Consider the following 21,708-nt stretch of genomic DNA (forward strand, 5'->3'; position numbering starts at 1 on the left):
TTTATTTCAATCCACGCACCCCGTGCGGGGTGCGACCTTGCCATGGCTGGCAGGATATCGTGTATTTAAAATTTCAATCCACGCACCCCGTGCGGGGTGCGACATTTCGCAACCATGTTTAAGTGGGGATATGCCAAGATTTCAATCCACGCACCCCGTGCGGGGTGCGACTCTTCCCATGTTCCCCTCCGATCGGGTATGGATAATTTCAATCCACGCACCCCGTGCGGGGTGCGACGCAACACATTACATATAAAATCAAATGCCTCCAGAATTTCAATCCACGCACCCCGTGCGGGGTGCGACGTGCCAATGTAGGTTATCTGACGAATGTACCTTATTTCAATCCACGCACCCCGTGCGGGGTGCGACGATTGGGATTTGTTCTTTTGGAGTGACAGAGGATGATTTCAATCCACGCACCCCGTGCGGGGTGCGACCATTTGCCATACCACACACCATATGACCATGCAGATTTCAATCCACGCACCCCGTGCGGGGTGCGACCTGAAAAATGCAGGATACAATACAAATAAAATTCGATTTCAATCCACGCACCCCGTGCGGGGTGCGACAATACTTATCATTCCGTGAAAACTGTTATTTATGACATTTCAATCCACGCACCCCGTGCGGGGTGCGACAGAAAATTGATCGTGAAAATACGCGTTTGAGTTATTTCAATCCACGCACCCCGTGCGGGGTGCGACTACACGGGCTGTATTAAACCAAATGGAAGCTGATGATTTCAATCCACGCACCCCGTGCGGGGTGCGACCCTGCGCCGCAGGGGTTGCTAACACGTTGGAAGCATTTCAATCCACGCACCCCGTGCGGGGTGCGACGAGAAATTTTGGCAATGAGTACGATCTATTTTGGATTTCAATCCACGCACCCCGTGCGGGGTGCGACATACGCGCAATTTGGATTATGCTCCAAATCATCTATTTCAATCCACGCACCCCGTGCGGGGTGCGACTTTGCCGTACAAACGAATGGGGTGGGATAACTGGAATTTCAATCCACGCACCCCGTGCGGGGTGCGACATGATGGCAGGTTCCATCTATGTGATTTAGTAATTTCAATCCACGCACCCCGTGCGGGGTGCGACCGCGGCGGTTAATACATCGTTCGTCACCAATCTGATTTCAATCCACGCACCCCGTGCGGGGTGCGACCTTGATTTCCTGCCGATGTTGTGTTAAAATCAAGATTTCAATCCACGCACCCCGTGCGGGGTGCGACATCTGCCCGTTCCACAAGGAAAAGACCGCAAGCCTATTTCAATCCACGCACCCCGTGCGGGGTGCGACGCTGCATGGCTGTGATCCTTGTGTTCGTGAGTGATATTTCAATCCACGCACCCCGTGCGGGGTGCGACGGCGATCCAGCGTGCGGATGCAATGCAGCGCAAATTTCAATCCACGCACCCCGTGCGGGGTGCGACGTGGAAGCAGCATATTTTTTATCTCAATCAAGAAATTTCAATCCACGCACCCCGTGCGGGGTGCGACTCCGCGCATTGGCAGGTTGTTTTCCACGTACCTATTTCAATCCACGCACCCCGTGCGGGGTGCGACATCATCTGCAGGTTGATACTTACACAGATCGCATAATTTCAATCCACGCACCCCGTGCGGGGTGCGACGCAGTGGATTCCGGTGATAGAGAAACTACCTGAGATTTCAATCCACGCACCCCGTGCGGGGTGCGACTTGGTCTGCCACGGGCTGTTGTTGTAGGACTTTGAATTTCAATCCACGCACCCCGTGCGGGGTGCGACCACGCTGTCGAAAAATAAAAACGAGTTCAAGATTATTTCAATCCACGCACCCCGTGCGGGGTGCGACGCGCATCCAGTCATTGTTCGTGGTAGGGGTCACGATTTCAATCCACGCACCCCGTGCGGGGTGCGACGGTCAACATTCCAGTCAGCTTCTAAAACTTCTCATTTCAATCCACGCACCCCGTGCGGGGTGCGACCGGAGTTGCGCAGTAGCAAAATCCGTAACATACCATTTCAATCCACGCACCCCGTGCGGGGTGCGACAAATCCCGAATTGCTCTTGCGCCGCTTTTTGTTAATTTCAATCCACGCACCCCGTGCGGGGTGCGACGCAGCTGCTGGTCGAGGCGCTGCTGATTGATGTTATTTCAATCCACGCACCCCGTGCGGGGTGCGACCAATTTTTTCGAGCTTTGAAATTGTATCACGACAATTTCAATCCACGCACCCCGTGCGGGGTGCGACCGCACTGCGGGGCGCGGATGGACAGAAAGGACGGATTTCAATCCACGCACCCCGTGCGGGGTGCGACGGTGCCGGATGGCACCGCCAAAGCTGACACCGGAATTTCAATCCACGCACCCCGTGCGGGGTGCGACGCTGACAAAATCAAAATCGGAAAACTGAATCATAATTTCAATCCACGCACCCCGTGCGGGGTGCGACGTTTATATGCAATGGAATCACCCCCGGATTTCGGATTTCAATCCACGCACCCCGTGCGGGGTGCGACAAGGGCTGCCTGATTCCTTTGGGTTTCAGATGTATTTCAATCCACGCACCCCGTGCGGGGTGCGACTATTCTGCCTCCTCCGTTCCGGCCTTGATGTATACCTCATTTCAATCCACGCACCCCGTGCGGGGTGCGACCCATGATTAAATACAACAATGCAGCAGGTCACTTGATTTCAATCCACGCACCCCGTGCGGGGTGCGACGCCATGGCCTATGAACGCTGCAACGTGCCGATGGATTTCAATCCACGCACCCCGTGCGGGGTGCGACCGACGTGTGCTTGCAGAAAAAGAGCGCCTTGATAAATTTCAATCCACGCACCCCGTGCGGGGTGCGACCGACACATGCAGGGTTTCCGCAATGCAGAATGCAATTTCAATCCACGCACCCCGTGCGGGGTGCGACCGACACATGCAGGGTTTCCGCAATGCAGAATGCAATTTCAATCCACGCACCCCGTGCGGGGTGCGACGTACAGATTGGACGCAAGCGTATGATTCACGTTATTTCAATCCACGCACCCCGTGCGGGGTGCGACGCGCCACTGTACCGCACATATCAAAGCATTGGAAATTTCAATCCACGCACCCCGTGCGGGGTGCGACCTGGCAGACGAATATCTGCAGAACGCCGCAGACATGATTTCAATCCACGCACCCCGTGCGGGGTGCGACGATTGGTTTTGTGAGGAGGTTATTACACATGTTTATTTCAATCCACGCACCCCGTGCGGGGTGCGACGCCTGCTGCGCCCTTGCGGATATCCTGCACGCGCAGATTTCAATCCACGCACCCCGTGCGGGGTGCGACTTGCAGCGCCGTACCTTCTTCCCGGTCAGGCGTGTATTTCAATCCACGCACCCCGTGCGGGGTGCGACCATTGCCTTTCGCCTCCTTCAACAGCAAATTGATATTTCAATCCACGCACCCCGTGCGGGGTGCGACCGGCCCAGGGTAAATCAGATACTTGCCGTTTCCTATTTCAATCCACGCACCCCGTGCGGGGTGCGACTTTGTCGGCGTTATACACAGGGCGAACGTCGCGATTTCAATCCACGCACCCCGTGCGGGGTGCGACCCGGTCTGATGGTCGCCGGAGTATTCCACGCCAGTATTTCAATCCACGCACCCCGTGCGGGGTGCGACGACCACAAGGTTCACGCTGTGCGGCCGGACAGATTATTTCAATCCACGCACCCCGTGCGGGGTGCGACCGTATCAGATGCGCACAGTACCCACTCCAAGCGATTTCAATCCACGCACCCCGTGCGGGGTGCGACTGCGATGTCGTTCCTGCAATTCCCAGATTTTCCTATTTCAATCCACGCACCCCGTGCGGGGTGCGACTTGATTTCGTTGATGGAATTGCTTATTTTGACAGTATTTCAATCCACGCACCCCGTGCGGGGTGCGACCAATCTGTTTAAAGGTATCCGCAGGAATCTGAGTATTTCAATCCACGCACCCCGTGCGGGGTGCGACACGCAATGCGTGTATAATATAAGTACAGTAAAGATTTCAATCCACGCACCCCGTGCGGGGTGCGACACCCCGTTTTTTATAGATGTTGATAAGCTTTTTTATTTCAATCCACGCACCCCGTGCGGGGTGCGACGGTCGACAAGGTGCTACAAGCAGCACAGGAAATCAAAATTTCAATCCACGCACCCCGTGCGGGGTGCGACATATTCTTCCACCGGCGGAAGCTCCCGCCCGCAATTTCAATCCACGCACCCCGTGCGGGGTGCGACCCGTGTCTACGGATTTTCCAGAGCCGGCTATGCCATTTCAATCCACGCACCCCGTGCGGGGTGCGACATCGGCAATCCCATCAAAATTGTTGCGGATGATATTTCAATCCACGCACCCCGTGCGGGGTGCGACTCGTTTCATAGATGACGCATACAGGGCACGTATGATTTCAATCCACGCACCCCGTGCGGGGTGCGACTCGACATGATCTCCCAAATGTTTGTGCCATGCTATTTCAATCCACGCACCCCGTGCGGGGTGCGACTCGTGAATTTCCCGAAATATATCGTGGATACCATATTTCAATCCACGCACCCCGTGCGGGGTGCGACATATCGCGGTCGCAGTTCGTTGCGGCGCAGACAGAACATTTCAATCCACGCACCCCGTGCGGGGTGCGACAGCAAAAGAAAACAAATATCACGTATGATTTTTCTTCTCTTTCGTAACAATAATAGTATATCCTTTTGAAGCCGACATATCAACCCACAAAATAACCATCCAATCTGTCATTTTATGAGCTCAAATCTGTGCGAACATATTCCTATTTTTATGTCCACTTATGGTTCGCATTAAATCATGAGCAATCCCTCTGAATCATATCCTGGTTTCACACCAAAATGTTCTATCCTCGATTGATATTTGTTGCCCAGATTGTAAAAACGAAGGCTATCCCTTTCAGGATCCATAATTGCGCAAAGCCTTGCCTGAAGCATACGATACTGTGCGGCATCTATATTACATTCAAATACGGAATTCTGTACCCTTTGCCCATAATTCACACACTGCTTTGCAATCTGACGCAAACGTTTTCTTCCGGCTGCATCTTCTGTATTGACATCATATGTAATTAAAACAAGCATCGCACGCCTCACTTCCACAAAAATGGCGGATATCCATCCAAATCATCTCGCAAATATCGTGCCAACAACAAAGCCTGCGCATATGGCACAAGCCCCCATTCCATCTTTTCTTTCAGGAACGGATGTGTAATCTTTCCTTTTTTCTTCTCCTGCCACTCTGCGAGAACTTTTTTCCTACCTTCTGTCTTTAACAGCACTGCACCGTTCTCCTGTAATTCAAAATCCTTGGGAGAGACAATGCGATCATTGATCAGAGTCAAAACAAATCGATCTGCCATACATGGCCTCAATTCCTCCAGAAGATCCTGTGCCAGTGAAGTTCTTCCTGGGCGGTCACGGTGCAAAAATCCGACATATGGATCCAGTCCTACAGATTCCAGCGCAGACGTACAATCATTTCCAAGCAGTGTATAAACAAAAGAAAGCAGCGCATTAACGCGATCCAACGGCGGCCTGCGGTTGCGGCCATGAAAATAAAAGGTCTCCTTATTTCTCAATATCATATCATCAAACAAACCAAAATAAATGGTCGCCGCAGCACCTTCCATCCCTCGCAACGCATCCAGCGAGGTCTCTTGCATCACCTGCTCCATTCGTCCGCGCAGCTGATCCATTGCTAATTGGAACTTTTTCTCGTCAATGCGAATGGCATGATCCCGGCGAGTGCGGTCAAGCACCCGTCTCGCATTTGCAAGTTTGCCAAAAATAAAACACCGGGCGATGCGTGCACTCTGCAGAGGTTCATCCGCCAGCCGATACTGCATTCTGCGCAGTAACACATTGCCTCGTATTTCCGCACACGTTCTCGCCAGAAATCTTCCTCTCGGTGTACAGAATACAAGATCAATTCCTTCTCTCGCACATTTCCCCATCAGGGCAGGCGAAGCTCCCACATAAGAAAACAGAATAATTCCTTCCAGCTGATGAAGCGGAATGCGGCCCAATTCGGTTTCCTTTGCCCGAATGACAACATTTTCACCGTCCAACGCCGCATATGCTTCTTCATTCATGACATATAACGTGTTCAGCAGCTTTCTCATTGTCTGGCCTCCTCTATCTCTTCCTCAAGATATGCTGAAACCGATGTTTTGCGCAGCAATCTGGGTACACACAACTCTTTGAGTGAACACGCATTACAGAATTTCGATGGTTTTACGCGCGGCGTATGCCCTTTCCGGTACATCTGATGCATTTCTTCCGCTGTGGCAGCTGTCAGCTCCCGCAGCTGCGGTGTAAAAGAAACGATCTGTCTGCGGCGCAGCTGACCATAATACAGGGCTCCTTCTGAAATACTGCAACACAGCATTTCCTCCAAACACATTGCCTGCGCACACAGCTGTGCTTCATCTGCCTGATTCGATTTGCTTTCTCCTCGTTTATATTCAACCGGATACGGCTGCCAAAGGCCCTCTGTCCGCGCGAGACGGATGCCGTCTGAATTCAAATGGAATTCTACTACATCACATTCACCGGATAATCCGAGTTTTTGTGAATGAATTTTGAGTCCCCGTATCGTCAGGATATCTCCTCTTCGTGTGCGCATGCGAGAATCATGTGTATGTTCATGCATCAGATTTCCATCAACAGTACGGTAATTTTCGGCCCATTGCTGTTCCAGATGAATCAATGCCCACTGCCGCCTGCAAAAAATAAAATGCTGTATGCCCGAGAGCATGAGATATTCCTCTTCCCGATATCCCATCACGTCGCTTCCTTTCTTTCACAAGAAAATTGCACGCCCGGATTCTGCCCGCATGGACAGTCCGGTTTCCTCAGAATATGCGTCCGGATTGGTCAGCATATACGTATCCTTCAGCTGTTCCACCGGTTCGATATCCCCGGCGTCATACAATGCTTGTGCATGATTCTGATACACTGACACACTGTATTGTCCCAATTCCCGGAACAGGTTGGCTGACCATTCACCACTTTTCAGCTGTTCTGTTAGCTCCCGTCCTTTTCCCCGCGGGATATAGATGGTACACGTATCGGTTTCGATCAAATGAAACCGCTCTGCTATTGTCTGAAATGGAAAGGCTCCGGTATCCAGAAGTGTAAGGATTTCCTTTTTATCCTGTTCTTTCTCCCCCTTCAAATCGCGCCATTCACGGAAATATTGCGCAATTGCCGCTTTTCCTGCAATGTCCTCGTTTTCCTCCATTGCAATCTCTCCTGCTGCCACGGATGCGGCAAACAATACCGGCGGAACTGTTTCCGGACGAAAAATTGTGACAATACTCTCCTCTGCCGCCCGCCTGCCCTCGCGATTGCACCGTCCGGCAGCCTGCAAAACAGAATCCAAGCCAGCTGTTTCCCGATAGACAAACGGAAAATCCACATCCACGCCCGCTTCAATCAGCGATGTAGATACAACACGGCACACCTGTGGATGTTTCGGATCCAGCCGTCTGCGGATTTCCTTTAATACGGCCCTCCTGTGTGCGGGATACATCAGCGTTGACAGATGGAATGCTCCTTCTGGATCTATTTGCTCATATACGCGCTGCGCATTTTTTCGACTGTTGACAATGCAGAGCACCTGCCGGTGCTGTCCAAGCTGTTCCGCGAGTGCGTCCCATGTCAGCTGACCTACTGTTTCAAACGCAACACGACGAAAAACCGGATTTTCATACATGCCTGCCGGACACAGCTCCAGTGCCGGTCTGTCCGGCAAAAACCGTGCAAATAACGGCTCCAGTGCAGGCTGTGTAGCCGTACACAAGACAGCCGATACATGATACTGCGCCACAAGCTGTGAAATCGCAGACACACATGGCTGCAAATATGGAAGCGGAAGCATCTGTGCCTCGTCAAAAACAATCACACTCTGTGCCAGATTATGCAGCTTGCGGCAGCGGGATGGTTTACAAGCATATACCGACTCAAAAAACTGTACTGCTGTCGTGACAATGACCGGCATATCCCAGTTTTCTGATGCGTACATCAGCCGCACATTTTTTTCATTTGCTTCGTCATCCATATCAAACAGCACGCCGGAGTGATGTTCCAGAACATTTTCCTCTCCCAGAATTTTGCGGAATACATCCGCTGTCTGCTCAATAATCGACGTATAAGGAATGACATAAATCATGCGCCGCAATCCGTTTGCACGCGCATGACGCAGAGCAAACGCAAGCGAAGCTACCGTCTTGCCTCCACCTGTCGGGACAGTCAGCGTGAATAGTCCGGGCTTTTCTTCTGTACCCCTGCGTTCACACTGCCGCAAAATATCACATCGGCAGGTGTTCAGCTCCCCCTCCGGCGGGAACCAGCCGGAAGTATATGCATCCAGCCGCTGGTTCAGTTCGTCTATCGTGCTCCCGCCGCCGCGTGGCGGTTCCTGTCCCTGCATAAACTGCTCGGTGTCCAGATAATCAGCATCGACCAAACAGGAATACAGCATACGGATAAAAAATGCTGCCTTCTGCTTGTCACGGGCACAATAGGACGGCAACTCTGCCTTTGGCAATACGGCAATCTCGTCCCGCCATGCGCCATACAGCTCCAGCATTCCTTTCTTTGCCTTGTTCAGCCTGCCATGCAGCGTCGATTTATCTATATCTGCTCGTCCGCCGCCATCCGGCAGCCCACCGTGATGTCCAGATATGCAGAATGCCGCCGGAATATCGTTTGTTTTTGCTGCTTCAAATGCCCCCGCCGTTGCATGATCTACTATGGCGCCACCCTGCAGCCGTTTTTGAAAGGCATCTGTATATTTTCCAATATCATGCAGCATTCCTACCTTACGCCCTTCGTCCTCCGCATCAAATGCGGCGGCGAACGCCGCACAGCGCTCTGCTGTTCCGTTCAGATGCTCCAGCACCGTCTGTTCTCGCAGCACATTCCCCTTCTCATCCACAGCGAGATGTGCCAGCCATTTCGATTTTGTCTCCATCCCGATCATCCCTCCTGAAAAGAATGCGCCCTCCGGTCAAGAGGGCGCAATAATATCTGTTTGTCTCAGTCTCTGCATTCGCAGGTAACGCCTTCCGGCAGATCCGCAGTGTCTACCGTCACGGTATAGTCCTGATAGCAGCGTGGAATTTCTGTTTTCTTCTCTACCTGTACGCGGTCAAACAGCTTGTGAGCCGGTGCACGGCCGAACTCAGAATCATGCTTAAAGATAATCAGCTGCCGCACTGCCATCTTGCCGCGCGCAGCAGAATGGTCATTCTCAAACATATTTAAAATAGCATCCCACAGCAGGGAAAGATCCTCTTCAGAAAAACCTGTCGTCTTGCGCGCCAGATTCGCGGATACATAGCCTTCGCATTTATAAAGGCCATACGGGACAATATATTTGCGTCCCATCTCCGTTCCCTTTTTCTCGGCGTCCGCTTCCGTTGTAATTGCAACGCGCGTAATTGTGACTTCCTGCGGGACAATCGGGTCAATGCTGCGGGCAAAACCCAGCTGTACCGGTCCGCGCACCTGTCCGCAGTTGAGCGCCGCTTTGACAAATGTCGTCATAACTGCGCCGAACGTGCGAATATCAAAGAAATTGGCGCACATCCAGTCGCGGATTTTGCGATCCAGCTCCGGATCTTCCTTCTTTTTCGCCTTTACGGTTTTGTCTGTGACCTCCAGAGCGGCATATGCTTCCGCATCACTGCGGTTCAGCGGCACGCCGTCCTTGACATAAATGCGGTAGCCGGTACAATCCTCCTTTACTGCCTCCACATAATTGCGGATTTTGCGCTTCAGGCAGACATCCGTGACAATGCCAAGTCCGGTTTCCGGATCGACGCGCGGCATATTTCCCGCATCCGGGTCACCGTTTGGGTTTCCGTTTTCTACATCAAATAAAATCACAAATTCATAGCGGTTTTTAATTGGCTCGCTCATATCACATGTCCTCCTTGCTGTTTTTCTGATAGCGTTCCTGTGTCTGATGATAATAACCAAGCTGGAACGAGCCCTGCTGCGGCAGCGTCAACCGATTCGGATATTCCTCCCCGAGCTTGTCTGTAATCGAGCCCAGCTGTTTTCCATAATACACGCGCTGACCCTCATTCAGCTTTTTCAAATGCTTCTGCGCCAGATTGAGCAGAATCGGAAAGACATGCGCCGGCGTAGCCGAAGCCGCATTAAAATATCGGTCACGAATGGTTGCATTGATACCGGGATTTGCTTTAGACTGGATATCCTCCAGCACGGAAAACAATCTTCCGAGATTATAATACACATTGTTGCTGTCAGGATTGAGGGACACAGTTAAAACCTCCTTTGGGACATCAGGATTCGGATTTCTCTGATTCAGATAATATGCCTTGATGATAGCAGCTCGCCCGCGTGTGATTTCATGCTCTGCGCGGATACGCAACGTGACGCCGTTCAGCAGCGTTGCAGGATACGGTGTATTGGTCAGAATCGCACGCAGCAGTTCACCGGCCAGTACCGGAGACGCCGTTTTCTTTTGCGCATTCTGGTTGACAGTTTCATTCAGCACCCGCCACAAGGACAGCGTTTCGTTCTGATCATAACTCGGTCGGATGATTTCCAGCCGCTTCTGATGTGCCAGAATATTGCGGATCATATCCCCGAACGTACTGCGCAGAAAAAAACGTACCGACAGCCGCGCCGCATTTGGCGCAATGCCGAGCACATAAAATGGACGTTCCGGATCAATTCGGCTTTCATGAAAATCAAACGGCCTACCAGTTGCCAGATCGTGTGCCATCTGATGATAATCTTCTGCATGATACGCGTTGTTTTCGTCACCAAACAGAAAGCCGCCGAACACATCCTGATATTCCGGCTCACCGCCCTGTACCCAGCAGAGTACCGCAGTATCTCCAATATAATTGATATGTTCGCGGTCCGCAATCAGATGGCTGAGCGCTGTGCCATAGGCAAACGCGGCATATTGGCTGGTCGGCGCATTCATGCCCTGCTCCCGCCCATAGGAACAAAACGCAGGTGCATTGAACGATACCAGTGAAGCGCCACTGGACTGTGCGTCTTTGATTCCCTTAATGGCCGGATGCAGCTGTGCTGCCGGTGCAAACTGCCCTGTAACCAGGCAGATTCGCAGCTGTGCATCATCGTCCGCCGTCGAATACGCCTGCCATGCGCGCCGAATTTCTTCTATTTCATGTACATATTCCCCATCATACCGAAATACAAAATTGGCGTTTCCAAGAATATCATCCATTTCCTCCTGTACAGCCTGAAATGCCGGATGTGTTTGTAGCTGCTCCGGATCCCAGCTTCGGAAAAACGCCAGAACAGCCTGTGCCGCCGGATGTCCGACATCGGAAAGGATGTTTTCGTGCAGCTCGCGGCAGGCCTCCAGACATTCCCGCGCTCGTTTCGGTTTTCCCTTGCTGTCCACACCCAGAATATAACTGGAATTGTCGCACAGGAAATTGGCCAGCACACCACTGCTGCGCTTGACTGGCGCCGGGACAACCATTTCCTGTGGCGCCCAAATCATTTTCTTACCCCGCTGCTGTTCCGTTTTGACCGAGACAATACGGACGACCTCTCCCTGATCGTTTAAATACAGAGCATACGACACCTTTGCCAGGCCCCAACCCGGTTTTGCTACTTTTCCGCATGCCGCCAAGTCTTCGTAATGCTGAACCAGCGCCTGTAAGATCATCCCTTCACCTCCTCACTGTCACGAGAGGGAACATTCAGGATACCATTGCACAGCTTTGCACGGAAAAACAGCGGGCGAATATCCTGCGGATCGGAATAGTCCAGATCATATAACATATATCCAAGATCCCGTTCGCCCTTCAACTCCTCGGGGCAGCGCGGGATGTGGTCACATTCGCGGAACTGTGCAGCAAATTCACGACAGCCAAAATACGGCTGGCTGTAGCACTGTCCACGCCGGATGCGCCGCTTGATAATATCCTGAAATTTACCGGGATTATCTCCGGGAGCCGCGCGCTCTGTCATATCAAAATGCGCTTCGATTACATAACGCACATCGGTCAGAAGCATCGCTGCTCTCTGCTGAATGTCGTTCGATGTGGACAGATATAGCTCTCCTGTACCGCGTTCCATTACTGTGCGCGCAGATCGTGCGCTGATGACCGATTTTACTTCATTGCGCCGCAGATTCATAAAACGGATCGGTGCACAGACATGAATGCGATCAATGGACCAACGCATACCCGGATGCCAGTAAATACTTTCCAACACCCCTCTCGCCGCCGAAGGAGTTATGATGTCATAGGACACACGTTCCGTCTTCATCTCCGGCCGCGTAAACAGCGCATACTCCCCCCATACCTCCAATCGTATGGCCATATCATCTCTCCTCTCAAGACAGATGTTCAAATGATTCCATTTGCTTACAGCAGGCAGCGGTGCATCTCGCAGTTCATAATCAGCAGTCTCTCTTCTTATCAGAATACTGCCAGCGCCGAATGCATTTGGCCGAGATTCAGCTTTTTTTGATAAATTTCCGCTGTTATTCTCCCATCTGCCGTTATACTGATATGTTTTTCTGACAGTTCCTGCTGTTTATATCATATCACATTTTTTAGTCCAAAGCAAGAACAGGCTCTCAGCATTTTCAAATATCGTCTGATCGAACTTTATGAAGAGTTATCAGCCTGTCGAAAAAGTCGCCGAAAGGCGGCTTTTTCTGTTATAATAAAGATAAGAAAGACAGGTGATAAAATGATAGTAAAAGGGAAGGAAAACAGAGAGGCAGTAGAGATTGTAAGTCTGGATATGTTAGTGCCCGAGGATCATCTACTGAGGAAAATAGATGCAGCAGTAGATTTCAAACAAATTTATGAATTTGTAGATGATTTGTACTGCAAGGACAACGGCAGGCCAAGTATCGATCCGGTAGTATTGTTTAAGATTGTAATGATACAGCACATATATGGGATACCATCGCTCCGGCGGACGCTGGAAGAAGTGAATATGAATGTTGCATACAGGTGGTTTATCGGTTATCCATTGAATGAACAGGTGCCGCATTTTTCAACAGTAAGCTATAATTTTAAGCATCGTTTTACAACAGCAACTGTAGAATATATATTTCGGTGGATATTGAACACAGCAGCAAAGGAAGGATTTCTGGATACGAGTGCAATTTTTATCGATGGGACACATATCAAAGCAAGTGCAAACATGAAGAAAAAAGCACGAAAAGCTGTTCCAGTTGAAGCAAAACGATATGCAAAGGAGCTGCGGGAAGAAATTAACAGAGATCGCGAAGAACACGACAAAAAGCCATTCGATGATGATGACGATTCAACACCGCCAAAGGAGAAAGAAATAACAGTTTCGACAACGGATCCGGATGCCGGCGTATTCCATAAAGGTGAACACAAGAAGTGTTTTGCCTACGAAGCGCATACAGCCTGTGACAAGCATAATTTTATTCTCGACGTAGAAGTAACAGCAGGAAATGTACATGACAGTGTAGCATTTGACCCGTTATATGACCAGCTTTGCGAACATTACCCAGAACATAAAACGATAGTAGCAGACAGCGCCTACAAAACTCCTTCGATTTGTAAACGTATTTTTGAGAGTGGAAGAGTATTATCTACAGCATATAAACGTCCAATGACAAAGAAAGGCGGTCATGAATGGTGGAAATATGTTTATGATGAGTATTATGATTGTGTAATCTGTCCGGAGTATAAAACACTTCATTATGCAACAACGAACAAAGATGGATATCGTGAATATAAGAGCAGGTCATACGTCTGCGAACATTGTCCGACCAGAGAGTATAATGGTCTCATAAATTAAGACACTTTTTCGGACAGATTTTAATGAATCTGATATACTTAAACCAGTATGTAAGAAAGGAGCCATTATCATGTCCAGACAGAGAAGAAGTTTTAGTGCCAAATTCAAATCAAACCTTGTAATTGAGCTGCTTAAGGGTGAGAAAGATCTCAATACCCTGGCAGCTGAAAATAGCATCCAACCAAATCTGCTCCGTAACTGGAAAAAGGAGTTCCTGAACAATGCTTCGGTTGTGTTCGACGACAAGCGCGAGGAAAACCTCAAAGAAAAGCTTGCCGAAGAGCGAAAAGAGAAAGCGGAGTATGCCAAAAAGGTTGGTCAGTTAACCATGCAGGTTGACTGGCTCAAAAAAAATCTGAAGAAATTTGTGGACCTGACTACGAGAGTAAGTTTAGTCCAAAACCTTTTGACGACTAAGGAAATTCCGGCTTCCGTTGGTGCCAGGTTGCTTGACATCAACCGTACAAGCATTTATTACACGGGCACCCCTATTTCAGATGAGGAACTGGCCTGCAAAGAGATCATTGATCATCTCCATACAGATAATCCCACTTGGGGCGCAAGACAAATGTCTGCACAGTTAAAAGCCCGTGGTTACCAGGTTGGGCGCCGCAAGGCAAGACGCTACATGAATGAGATGGATATTTACCCGATCTATCCAAAGGTGAATCTTTCCAAGCGAATGCAGCAGGCGAAAGTATGTCCATATCTTCTTCGTAATGCGGTCATAGACAAGCCAAATCAAGCATGGTCTATTGACATTACATATATCCCGATCAAGCGCGGATTTCTGTATCTGACAGCCGTGATCGACTGGTATAGCCGTTGTATTGTCGGCTGGGAAGTGGATGACACACTTGATACCAGAATGGTTATCAGTGCCCTGAAAAAAGCTTTCAAAGTGGCAAAACCTCAAATCCTGAATTCAGATCAGGGTTGTCAGTTTACAAGTCAGCAATACATTGACTTTGTAAAGGAAAACGGCATCCGTCAGAGTATGGATGGAAAAAGTCGCTGGGCAGACAACATCATGATTGAACGCTGGTTCCGCAGCTTCAAGTATGAGGAAGCCTATCTGACACAGTACAACAACATCAGGGAAGCAAGAGCTGCTATCGGACAGTATATCCACATCTACAACTTTGAGCGGCGCCATTCTGCACTTGATTACCAAACACCGGCTGAATGCTACTATCCGGCAATGTTGATGCCATATGTAGCTTAGCATATATTGAATCTGGGGAGTGCTCCACTGTTCTCCACATGTTCCTTGTAACTTGTCCACTATATCAGTTCATTATAAAAATCTTAGATTTTTGTCTTGACAACTGAGCCACTATAAACCAGCCGATATCAGCAGGTACGAAACGAGATGCATTTCAAACAAAAAACGTATAAATCCTGAACTTTTTCAACAGGAAAGGACAGGATAACAGGAGCAAACACCCGATAACAGCAACTTTAGCCAATTGGTAAGGATGAGGTCAGCAGTTCAAATCTGCTTAGCAGCTCCATATAAACGCCTGATTTTGATGAAATCAGGCGTTTGAGCCTGTCGAAGAACCCGGCTGCGCATTAAGCGAGAGCCGGGTTTTGGCACATATATGGAAAAAGCCGGAAAACTGGAATAGGGAAATGGATCTTCCACTTCCACATAGCCAGCTTTTTCAGATTCATGGCAGCAAATTTAAGCTTCACCCAGTTGGTAACTTGAGCCAAGCCTCGATATTGTGTATAGCGCATGCCATGCTTTTCTTGGCAGGGAGGGGTCTGCGGACAAAAAGTTGGACTCCAAAAGGAGGGAACTGAATGTATACAAAAGAGCAGGAAGAAATCGCACTAAGAGAATACGAGCGGCTGGGATCAATAGCTGCTGTAATCCGTCGGTTAGGATACCCGAGCGAGTCTACGCTTTACCGCTGGTATGAGCGCAAAAAAGCCGGGTTAGAGAACAGACATGGCCACACAAATGCTGTCGCTTTCGCCTTCATATACCCGTTCCGATGTCTGCGCCAAATTACTGACCAGTGTAAACGGCGCCTGAACGTCCAGCCGGATATGTGCCGGTTCAATTCTATTATATGTATTATATTCGGAGTTCCAAGTTTCAAAATTTAAGTAAATCTGTTTTTCACCTGCCATCGGATACCATGGAAACCAGCCGGGCAGCATTGCTCCGTCCATGTTGCTGTAAAACAAGTTATTATACCCCTGATATTGCAGTGTAATTGACAATTGTTCCGTTGGTTTTTCCGTATGGATAGTGACAAGATCATCCTGCAAAGACCATGTGATCGGTTGTGTACTCTCCAGGCTCTTTAATTTATAGCCGCGGTAGAGCGTAAAAACGAACGCATCCATTGGTTTTTCCGCCTCTATTACAAGTGTTCCCTCAACCTTCAACTGTCGACCAAAGTCCAACTTCAAATCGTAATCTTGAATCGTATAGCCGATATCCGCCGCTTCCTGCAAACCGTTTGCCTGCTCTTTATAGAGGTAAAAATCTGTATTGCTATTATAATGGCGATATGTGCTGGCTGGCAATTGGGCATAGACCAGACACGCAACACTGCATGCCAGCAGCAAACATCCAGATATGCACAGTTTCCGCTTTTTTATCGAACAGAGCATACCAAGACAGAGCAAAATCCAGAAGAACTGAACGGCAAAGCGCGTCCATTCCGTTTGTAGCCCCACTTGTTCATTGGGCCACCAATTCGCTTCTTCGTAAAATATCGCAAAGATATGCCGTAATATATAACTGAGTCGATTTCCCCATGAATTAGTATGTTCTTTATTTCCAAGCATCATTTCTGTCAGAGGGCTGGACATAACCAAAAAGACGATCAACGCAATGGCTGAATGATGCTGATTCTGCCATTGTGCAAGTACGCACCCCACCAAAAGACAAATGAGCAACGGAAGCAATAAATTGCACAGAAACATTTTTGGCAGCATAGGCAACGCATAGCCGGTTGCATCATTGCGAACAGCGACAAATTCCATCATCAGAAAAACAATCGCCTGGCTCAGAATAAAAACCACCAAAAAACGTCCCAGACCTTTTCTCTGATAATATCCGCTTCCTCTACAACCCGCAATCGTTTCATCGACATCTTCTAATAACGAACTTGATAGACAGATATACACTGCTACCGTCAATACCGCACACAAATAAAACCAATAGCGGCAGAGCCAATACAGTGTTGCCATCCCAGACTGATTTCCCATATTAAGATATATTTGATATGTCAAAGGCAATAAAATGGAAATCATACAAAATATACAAAATGATTTTCTGCGTATCATTTCTTTTGTCAGGATGTTTTTCATATGCAATCCCCCTCTCAAAATATCGTTCGATCATGAATAAAAAGTTTCTACGGCTTCAATAATCCGCCTTTCTATTATATTTGTTCTATATCCAATGCAAAACGTAACATATTTTCAAGAACTTTTTCAAAGTTTTTATTTATATAGAGTTATATATAGAGCGGATTCCACTGGTAACCAGCGGAATCCGTGTGATGTAACATCTGTTCTATTGTTCTCTATAAGTTCTGTAGCGATGATTTAACTAACTGTCATCGTGCCGCTGCCATTGCAGCCATAGCTTCCCACCAACTGCATCTGGAAAGAATACGTGTTCTGACTATCAGACCAACTTCCACTCGCTTTTTTTCCAATTTGTATGGATGGACTCCATTTTATCGCTCGTCCTGCCATTCCATATGCCTGCATGATTTCCGTAGAGCTTGAATAATTTGCCGCAGAAAAGTTAGCTCCGTGCCCAGAAAGCTTCGAAGATAATTTCGACCCTTGTCCCTTGGAAATGGTAACGGTTGTGGTAGCTGCAAAAGCTCCCATCGTCAACATGCATACCGTCAGGATACTTGCAATAATCCCAATCCACTTTTTCTTCATTAGAATTCATCTTCTTTTCGTTCCGTAACATGTTTCTTCTTACCTCTTCAGTTCCTTCGGAGCATCTGGCTGATACGCGCCAAAGCAAGACGCCGTCCCTGCCGATGATGTTGCTGCAAACATCACCAGTTCTGCCATCTTAGACAGAATCAAATTCAGACCATTCACCGTCTTTTCCTTCTTTCCATGCCGACTTTGCTTTTCCACATATAATACCTATAGAGACAATCCAGATCGTCACAGCAATTGCAACCCCCAGTTGAATCCCTGAAAGTATAAATACAACTGAAATAAGTGTCCATATACCGCAAATTACGAGTGCCTTTCGCCGATTCCTCTTTCGATATTGGCGCGACAATGGTTTATTCTCATGAATAACGGGAGCGTATCCAATAATCGGAATCCATGCAATAACCAATCCTGAAAAAATGATGTACGTTTGCGTAATATTCAGTGCATGATACACCGCCATAAAACAACAAAACATTGCAAACATTGATATCCCGCACATGATGTGCGTATCTGCATGAAATCCGCCGCAGAATATTCTTGTTGATACGAAACAAAGCAGATATACAAGCCCTACATCAAGAGCATGGAACCATGCGCTTGTCAGAAGAATAATGGCAAAATTGATACTATCTGCAAAAATCAATTCAAATCCGTATTCAAAAATATTCCGTTTCTCCGTTGCTATTATTTTCCGATCAATAAAATAAGCAGTTACCTTATTGGCAATCCTCATGCTAAGATTCCTCCTCTGCGGTGATCCTCTTTTCACATAAGATTACTTTCCTATAAGATAACTGCTTGTTTATTAAAATTCAAGCTCCTGTTCGAGTTTGGTCGTTTTTCGTTCGAGATTGGTATGCAAGGGGATCAATATATCGCAAATAAACTTGCCTTCTTTCTCATCAAACATAATTACACCATGATATGTATCTACAATTCTTTTTATATTTTGCACGCCAAAGCCATGACAATTTTTGTCCCTCTTAGAAGTTTGTAATTCAGGATTGTGCGATAAAATCGACGCACTAATTGTATTTTGAACGCATATATATGCATATTCCCCTTGTTTTACAATCTGAATATCAATTGTTTTTTCTTCCGTTTTTATCGCAGCCTCTATTGCATTATCCAATAGATTCCCAAATAATACGCAAATATCGCTCTGGGAAATCGGCAGCTGCGGATGCGTAATCAATATAGAACAACGAATCCCCCGCTGTTCGGCTATAGATATTTTCGTGTTCAAAATTGCGTCTAAAATATCATTTCCTGTAAAAACAATCGTATAAGATTCTTTTTTTTGTTCTTCAAGTAAATTTTGTACATATTGTTGGATCTCATTGCATTTTTGCTCTGCTGCTAAACGATCAATACAGTACAAATGATTTTTTAAATCGTGGCGCACACTTTGCATTTCTTCATAAATATGCTGTGTCTCCCGGCTCGTATTCCTGACACAATCATATTGCAGCTTTAACAAGGCATAGTCTTGCTTTACCTGATTATCTGCACTGATTCGTCGAAACAGAATATACACTAAGATATCCATTAAGGCGATTATTGCAGTCAGGAAGAATACCATTCTCTCCATCCTGGAATCACGAAATGCAATCATCCAGAGCATAAAGATCGCAATAATAGAAAAAAGCGGTATGAAAAACAAAAGGAGAAAATCTGCAAGCGTCAAGTTCGCTTTTGTCTTGCATCGGAGGGCAATCCGGGTAAACCAGATCAGTAAAATCTTTGCAAAAATCGTAGCTGCTATTCGGTATAGCGAGAATGTGCCAATGAGTTCAGAAGCATTTGCTCCGCTGAATCTTCCAAATAACGACAACCCAATAACCGCCGCAATTGCAACCAATGCCATAACGAACACGGAAAGAAATGCTTTTTCCTGCCTTTTTCCATTCAGCATCCGTATACAAAAAATATAGTTTATACAAATAGAGAGCAATGTACTAACGACTTCTAAAGGAACTAATATGGACGGAATTGTAATGGCAGCAAATGATATCATACCCCAAAATATCGTTTCCACATATTTTCCTTTTTTCTCCGTTCGATATCCCAAATATCGAATCAAAAAATCATAGATAATTGCAACTTCAAGTAGATTAATAAATAATTCCCATGCAATATTCATACATGTACACTCCGCGTATATTCGATAAACTTTTTCTGCACATCTTTTAATCTATTTCGTGCGATTGGAATCGTTTCTCCCGATAGGAGTTTCAACTCACTCTGACTGATGATTGCGATATATTGACAATTTACCAAAAATCCAACATGTGGACGCGCAAAATAAAAGGCAGACAATTCTTTGGAAATTTCACCAATAGATGCTTTATATTTATACGACTTAGATGTTGTATGGACAGTTACATAATGATTATGATTTTCAAAATATCGAATATCTTTTAAGAATATAGAAATATGTTGTTTATGTATTTCAAAGTCAAATATATACTTCGTATTTCGGACATATGCCAGTATTTTTTCAACCACGATAGATAGTTGAGATAAATCCGACTTTCGTAAAAACCAAAATGGATGATAAGAAAATGACTCGAAAACAAGATGATCTTTGCTGGAAACAAATATAATAATGGATGAACCCGGCATTTTCTCCAGTTTCTCTGCAACATGAAATCCTGTCATTTCCGGCATATCTATATCTAAAAATATCGCATCCGGTTCTGTATTTTCCATCTGACTGAGTAGTTGCTCTCCTGAAGAACACGTAATAATCTGTACCTCGATAGGATACCTTCTCAGTTCATTTCTAGTTAAATCTGTTATTGTATCCAAAAAAGCAGTATCATCATCACAAAAAATAAAGTTCATATCTATAGTCCCTGCATTATAATACACCAAGTTATTTTTTATTATATCACACAATACAAGAAACAACAATCTTTCGCTTCAATCGTATCTACCATGATATTTGTATTTTAACCTCACTTTCTGTTCATAGAAAATTTACGTGTGTTTTCCCCTATACTATGATACACTTCATTATAAAAAATAACATACCAACGAGGTTCCTTCCATGAACGCTATCAATGAATTATATCGCTTACGTGCCCGTGCAAAGTCTGCCATGCATAAGTCCACAGCCCAAGAACGCAAAGACGCAAACCAAAAAGCCTATGATGCGCTTACCTGGGCTATCAATCGCCTTGATCCACGTCTTAACAACTATACACGTATTCCCGCGAATCAAAAGCATTACCGCAATACGAAAACCTACAGCATCACCATGGCACCGGAGGATCATGACCGCCTTGTCCAGCTTGGAAAAGAGCTGCATATTGAGGGCGGCTTTAGTGGCGTGTTGACTTATATCGCGCAGAACTGCACCTTAATCCATGAAAAAAACGATATAGAGAGTTAATCCGAACATTTTGCTCCTCAATTAGGGGTAAATAATCAAATTATAGTCCATTTCCGAACTGCTATATATATTAAAATTTCAATATTAAGTTCATCCATATTACAATCGAATTCGACAACAGGAGGCTACTATGCAGGGTAGACCTCCTGTTTTTATGCGCTGAATCGTGTATTGTGCAGCGCATAAAAAGAAAAACGGTCTCAACGGTATGTTTCTACCGAAATCAGGCTGTGAGATGCTACACCTCTGCAGGGCAAGTGGAAACGTGATATCTCCACAGCGAAAACAGAAGCAGGAAAGTAGTTGCCGTCAGAACGGTTACACGACATTTTCTACCAGAAAATGTACGGGTAAACGGATATGACGGTAATATCACAACTTTCAGTATTCCTTAGACAGCTCCCTAAAAAGGTTGCAGCGGTCAGGAATTTGCTGAAATCGGACGATTGGTGCATAACAATCGGGCTGTTTGTGCAGCCAAAATAAGAGTGTGTGCTTTGCTTTAACT

General features: G+C 47.0%; 16 protein-coding genes, 1 pseudogene and 1 CRISPR repeat array (1 of these 18 cut by a window edge). Of the genes and pseudogenes, 3 read left to right on the forward strand and 14 right to left on the reverse strand.

Annotation, left to right across the window (positions count from 1 at the left end):
- Positions 1–4,676: direct repeats of the CRISPR family, unit length 33 nt; unit sequence ATTTCAATCCACGCACCCCGTGCGGGGTGCGAC (it extends 670 nt beyond the left edge of the window).
- A gap of 170 nt (positions 4,677–4,846) precedes the next feature.
- The 7 genes from cas2 to cas5c all read right to left on the reverse strand — a co-directional run bounded on the left by cas2 (position 4,847) and on the right by cas5c (position 12,400).
- Positions 4,847–5,137, reverse strand: coding sequence for a CRISPR-associated endonuclease Cas2 (gene cas2 / locus CBW42_RS10090; protein WP_087020852.1), 291 nt, complete (start codon positions 5,135–5,137; stop codon positions 4,847–4,849).
- Positions 5,138–5,145: 8 nt separating this feature from the next.
- A complete protein-coding gene (cas1c, locus tag CBW42_RS10095; RefSeq protein ID WP_087020855.1) occupies positions 5,146–6,177 on the reverse strand; it encodes a type I-C CRISPR-associated endonuclease Cas1c in 1,032 nt (343 codons plus the stop codon).
- Entirely contained in the window at positions 6,174–6,839 is a 666-nt protein-coding gene (gene cas4 / locus CBW42_RS10100; RefSeq protein WP_087020858.1) for a CRISPR-associated protein Cas4, read from the reverse strand. The genes cas1c and cas4 overlap by 4 nt, the downstream gene beginning before the upstream one ends.
- 18 nt (positions 6,840–6,857) lie before the next feature.
- Positions 6,858–9,032, reverse strand: a complete 2,175-nt coding sequence (locus CBW42_RS10105) for a CRISPR-associated helicase/endonuclease Cas3 (RefSeq protein ID WP_087020861.1) — start codon at positions 9,030–9,032, stop codon at positions 6,858–6,860.
- A gap of 65 nt (positions 9,033–9,097) precedes the next feature.
- The gene (gene cas7c, locus CBW42_RS10110; protein ID WP_087020864.1) at positions 9,098–9,982 is read right to left on the reverse strand and encodes a type I-C CRISPR-associated protein Cas7/Csd2; all 885 of its coding nucleotides are present in this window, start codon (positions 9,980–9,982) and stop codon (positions 9,098–9,100) included.
- A 1-nt stretch (position 9,983) separates the two neighbouring features.
- Entirely contained in the window at positions 9,984–11,741 is a 1,758-nt protein-coding gene (gene cas8c / locus CBW42_RS10115; RefSeq protein ID WP_087020869.1) for a type I-C CRISPR-associated protein Cas8c/Csd1, read from the reverse strand.
- Positions 11,738–12,400, reverse strand: a complete 663-nt coding sequence (cas5c, locus tag CBW42_RS10120) for a type I-C CRISPR-associated protein Cas5c (protein WP_087020871.1) — start codon at positions 12,398–12,400, stop codon at positions 11,738–11,740. The genes cas8c and cas5c overlap by 4 nt, the downstream gene beginning before the upstream one ends.
- Positions 12,401–12,775: 375 nt before the next feature.
- Between cas5c and CBW42_RS10125 the strand changes: the two genes are divergently transcribed.
- Together CBW42_RS10125 and CBW42_RS10130 are read left to right on the forward strand one after the other, a co-directional pair.
- Positions 12,776–13,867, forward strand: coding sequence for an IS1182 family transposase (locus tag CBW42_RS10125; protein WP_087020874.1), 1,092 nt, complete (start codon positions 12,776–12,778; stop codon positions 13,865–13,867).
- A 70-nt stretch (positions 13,868–13,937) separates the two neighbouring features.
- Positions 13,938–15,092 (forward strand): IS3 family transposase, encoded by a 1,155-nt coding sequence (locus tag CBW42_RS10130; protein WP_087018122.1) that lies wholly within the window; start codon positions 13,938–13,940, stop codon positions 15,090–15,092.
- Between the two features lie 350 nt (positions 15,093–15,442).
- Here CBW42_RS10130 and CBW42_RS15005 read toward each other — a convergent pair.
- The 7 genes and pseudogenes from CBW42_RS15005 to CBW42_RS10155 all read right to left on the reverse strand — a co-directional run.
- Positions 15,443–15,625: pseudogene (locus CBW42_RS15005) on the reverse strand (transposase); the annotation flags it as partial.
- Positions 15,626–15,811: 186 nt separating this feature from the next.
- Positions 15,812–17,200, reverse strand: coding sequence for a M1 aminopeptidase family protein (locus tag CBW42_RS10135; protein ID WP_087020877.1), 1,389 nt, complete (start codon positions 17,198–17,200; stop codon positions 15,812–15,814).
- 240 nt (positions 17,201–17,440) lie between these two features.
- Positions 17,441–17,791, reverse strand: a complete 351-nt coding sequence (locus tag CBW42_RS14475) for a hypothetical protein (protein WP_133058293.1) — start codon at positions 17,789–17,791, stop codon at positions 17,441–17,443.
- A 39-nt stretch (positions 17,792–17,830) separates the two neighbouring features.
- Positions 17,831–17,929, reverse strand: coding sequence for a cyclic lactone autoinducer peptide (locus CBW42_RS15395; protein ID WP_407922964.1), 99 nt, complete (start codon positions 17,927–17,929; stop codon positions 17,831–17,833).
- A 1-nt stretch (position 17,930) separates the two neighbouring features.
- The gene (locus tag CBW42_RS10145) at positions 17,931–18,536 is read right to left on the reverse strand and encodes an accessory gene regulator B family protein (protein WP_087020883.1); all 606 of its coding nucleotides are present in this window, start codon (positions 18,534–18,536) and stop codon (positions 17,931–17,933) included.
- Positions 18,537–18,608: 72 nt separating this feature from the next.
- A complete protein-coding gene (locus CBW42_RS10150; RefSeq protein WP_087020886.1) occupies positions 18,609–19,946 on the reverse strand; it encodes a sensor histidine kinase in 1,338 nt (445 codons plus the stop codon).
- Entirely contained in the window at positions 19,943–20,650 is a 708-nt protein-coding gene (locus tag CBW42_RS10155; protein ID WP_133058295.1) for a LytR/AlgR family response regulator transcription factor, read from the reverse strand. Before CBW42_RS10155 ends, CBW42_RS10150 begins: the two co-directional genes overlap by 4 nt.
- Before the next feature lie 205 nt (positions 20,651–20,855).
- On the opposite strand from CBW42_RS10155, the gene CBW42_RS10160 reads away from it, so the two are divergent.
- Positions 20,856–21,200 carry a hypothetical protein gene (locus tag CBW42_RS10160; protein WP_087020891.1) on the forward strand — a complete coding sequence of 115 codons (345 nt, stop codon included), beginning with the start codon at positions 20,856–20,858 and terminating at the stop codon, positions 21,198–21,200.
- Positions 21,201–21,708 lie beyond the last annotated feature (508 nt).

The organism is Butyricicoccus porcorum (genome assembly GCF_002157465.1).
GTDB classification, from domain to species: Bacteria; Bacillota; Clostridia; order Oscillospirales; family Butyricicoccaceae; genus Butyricicoccus_A; species Butyricicoccus_A porcorum.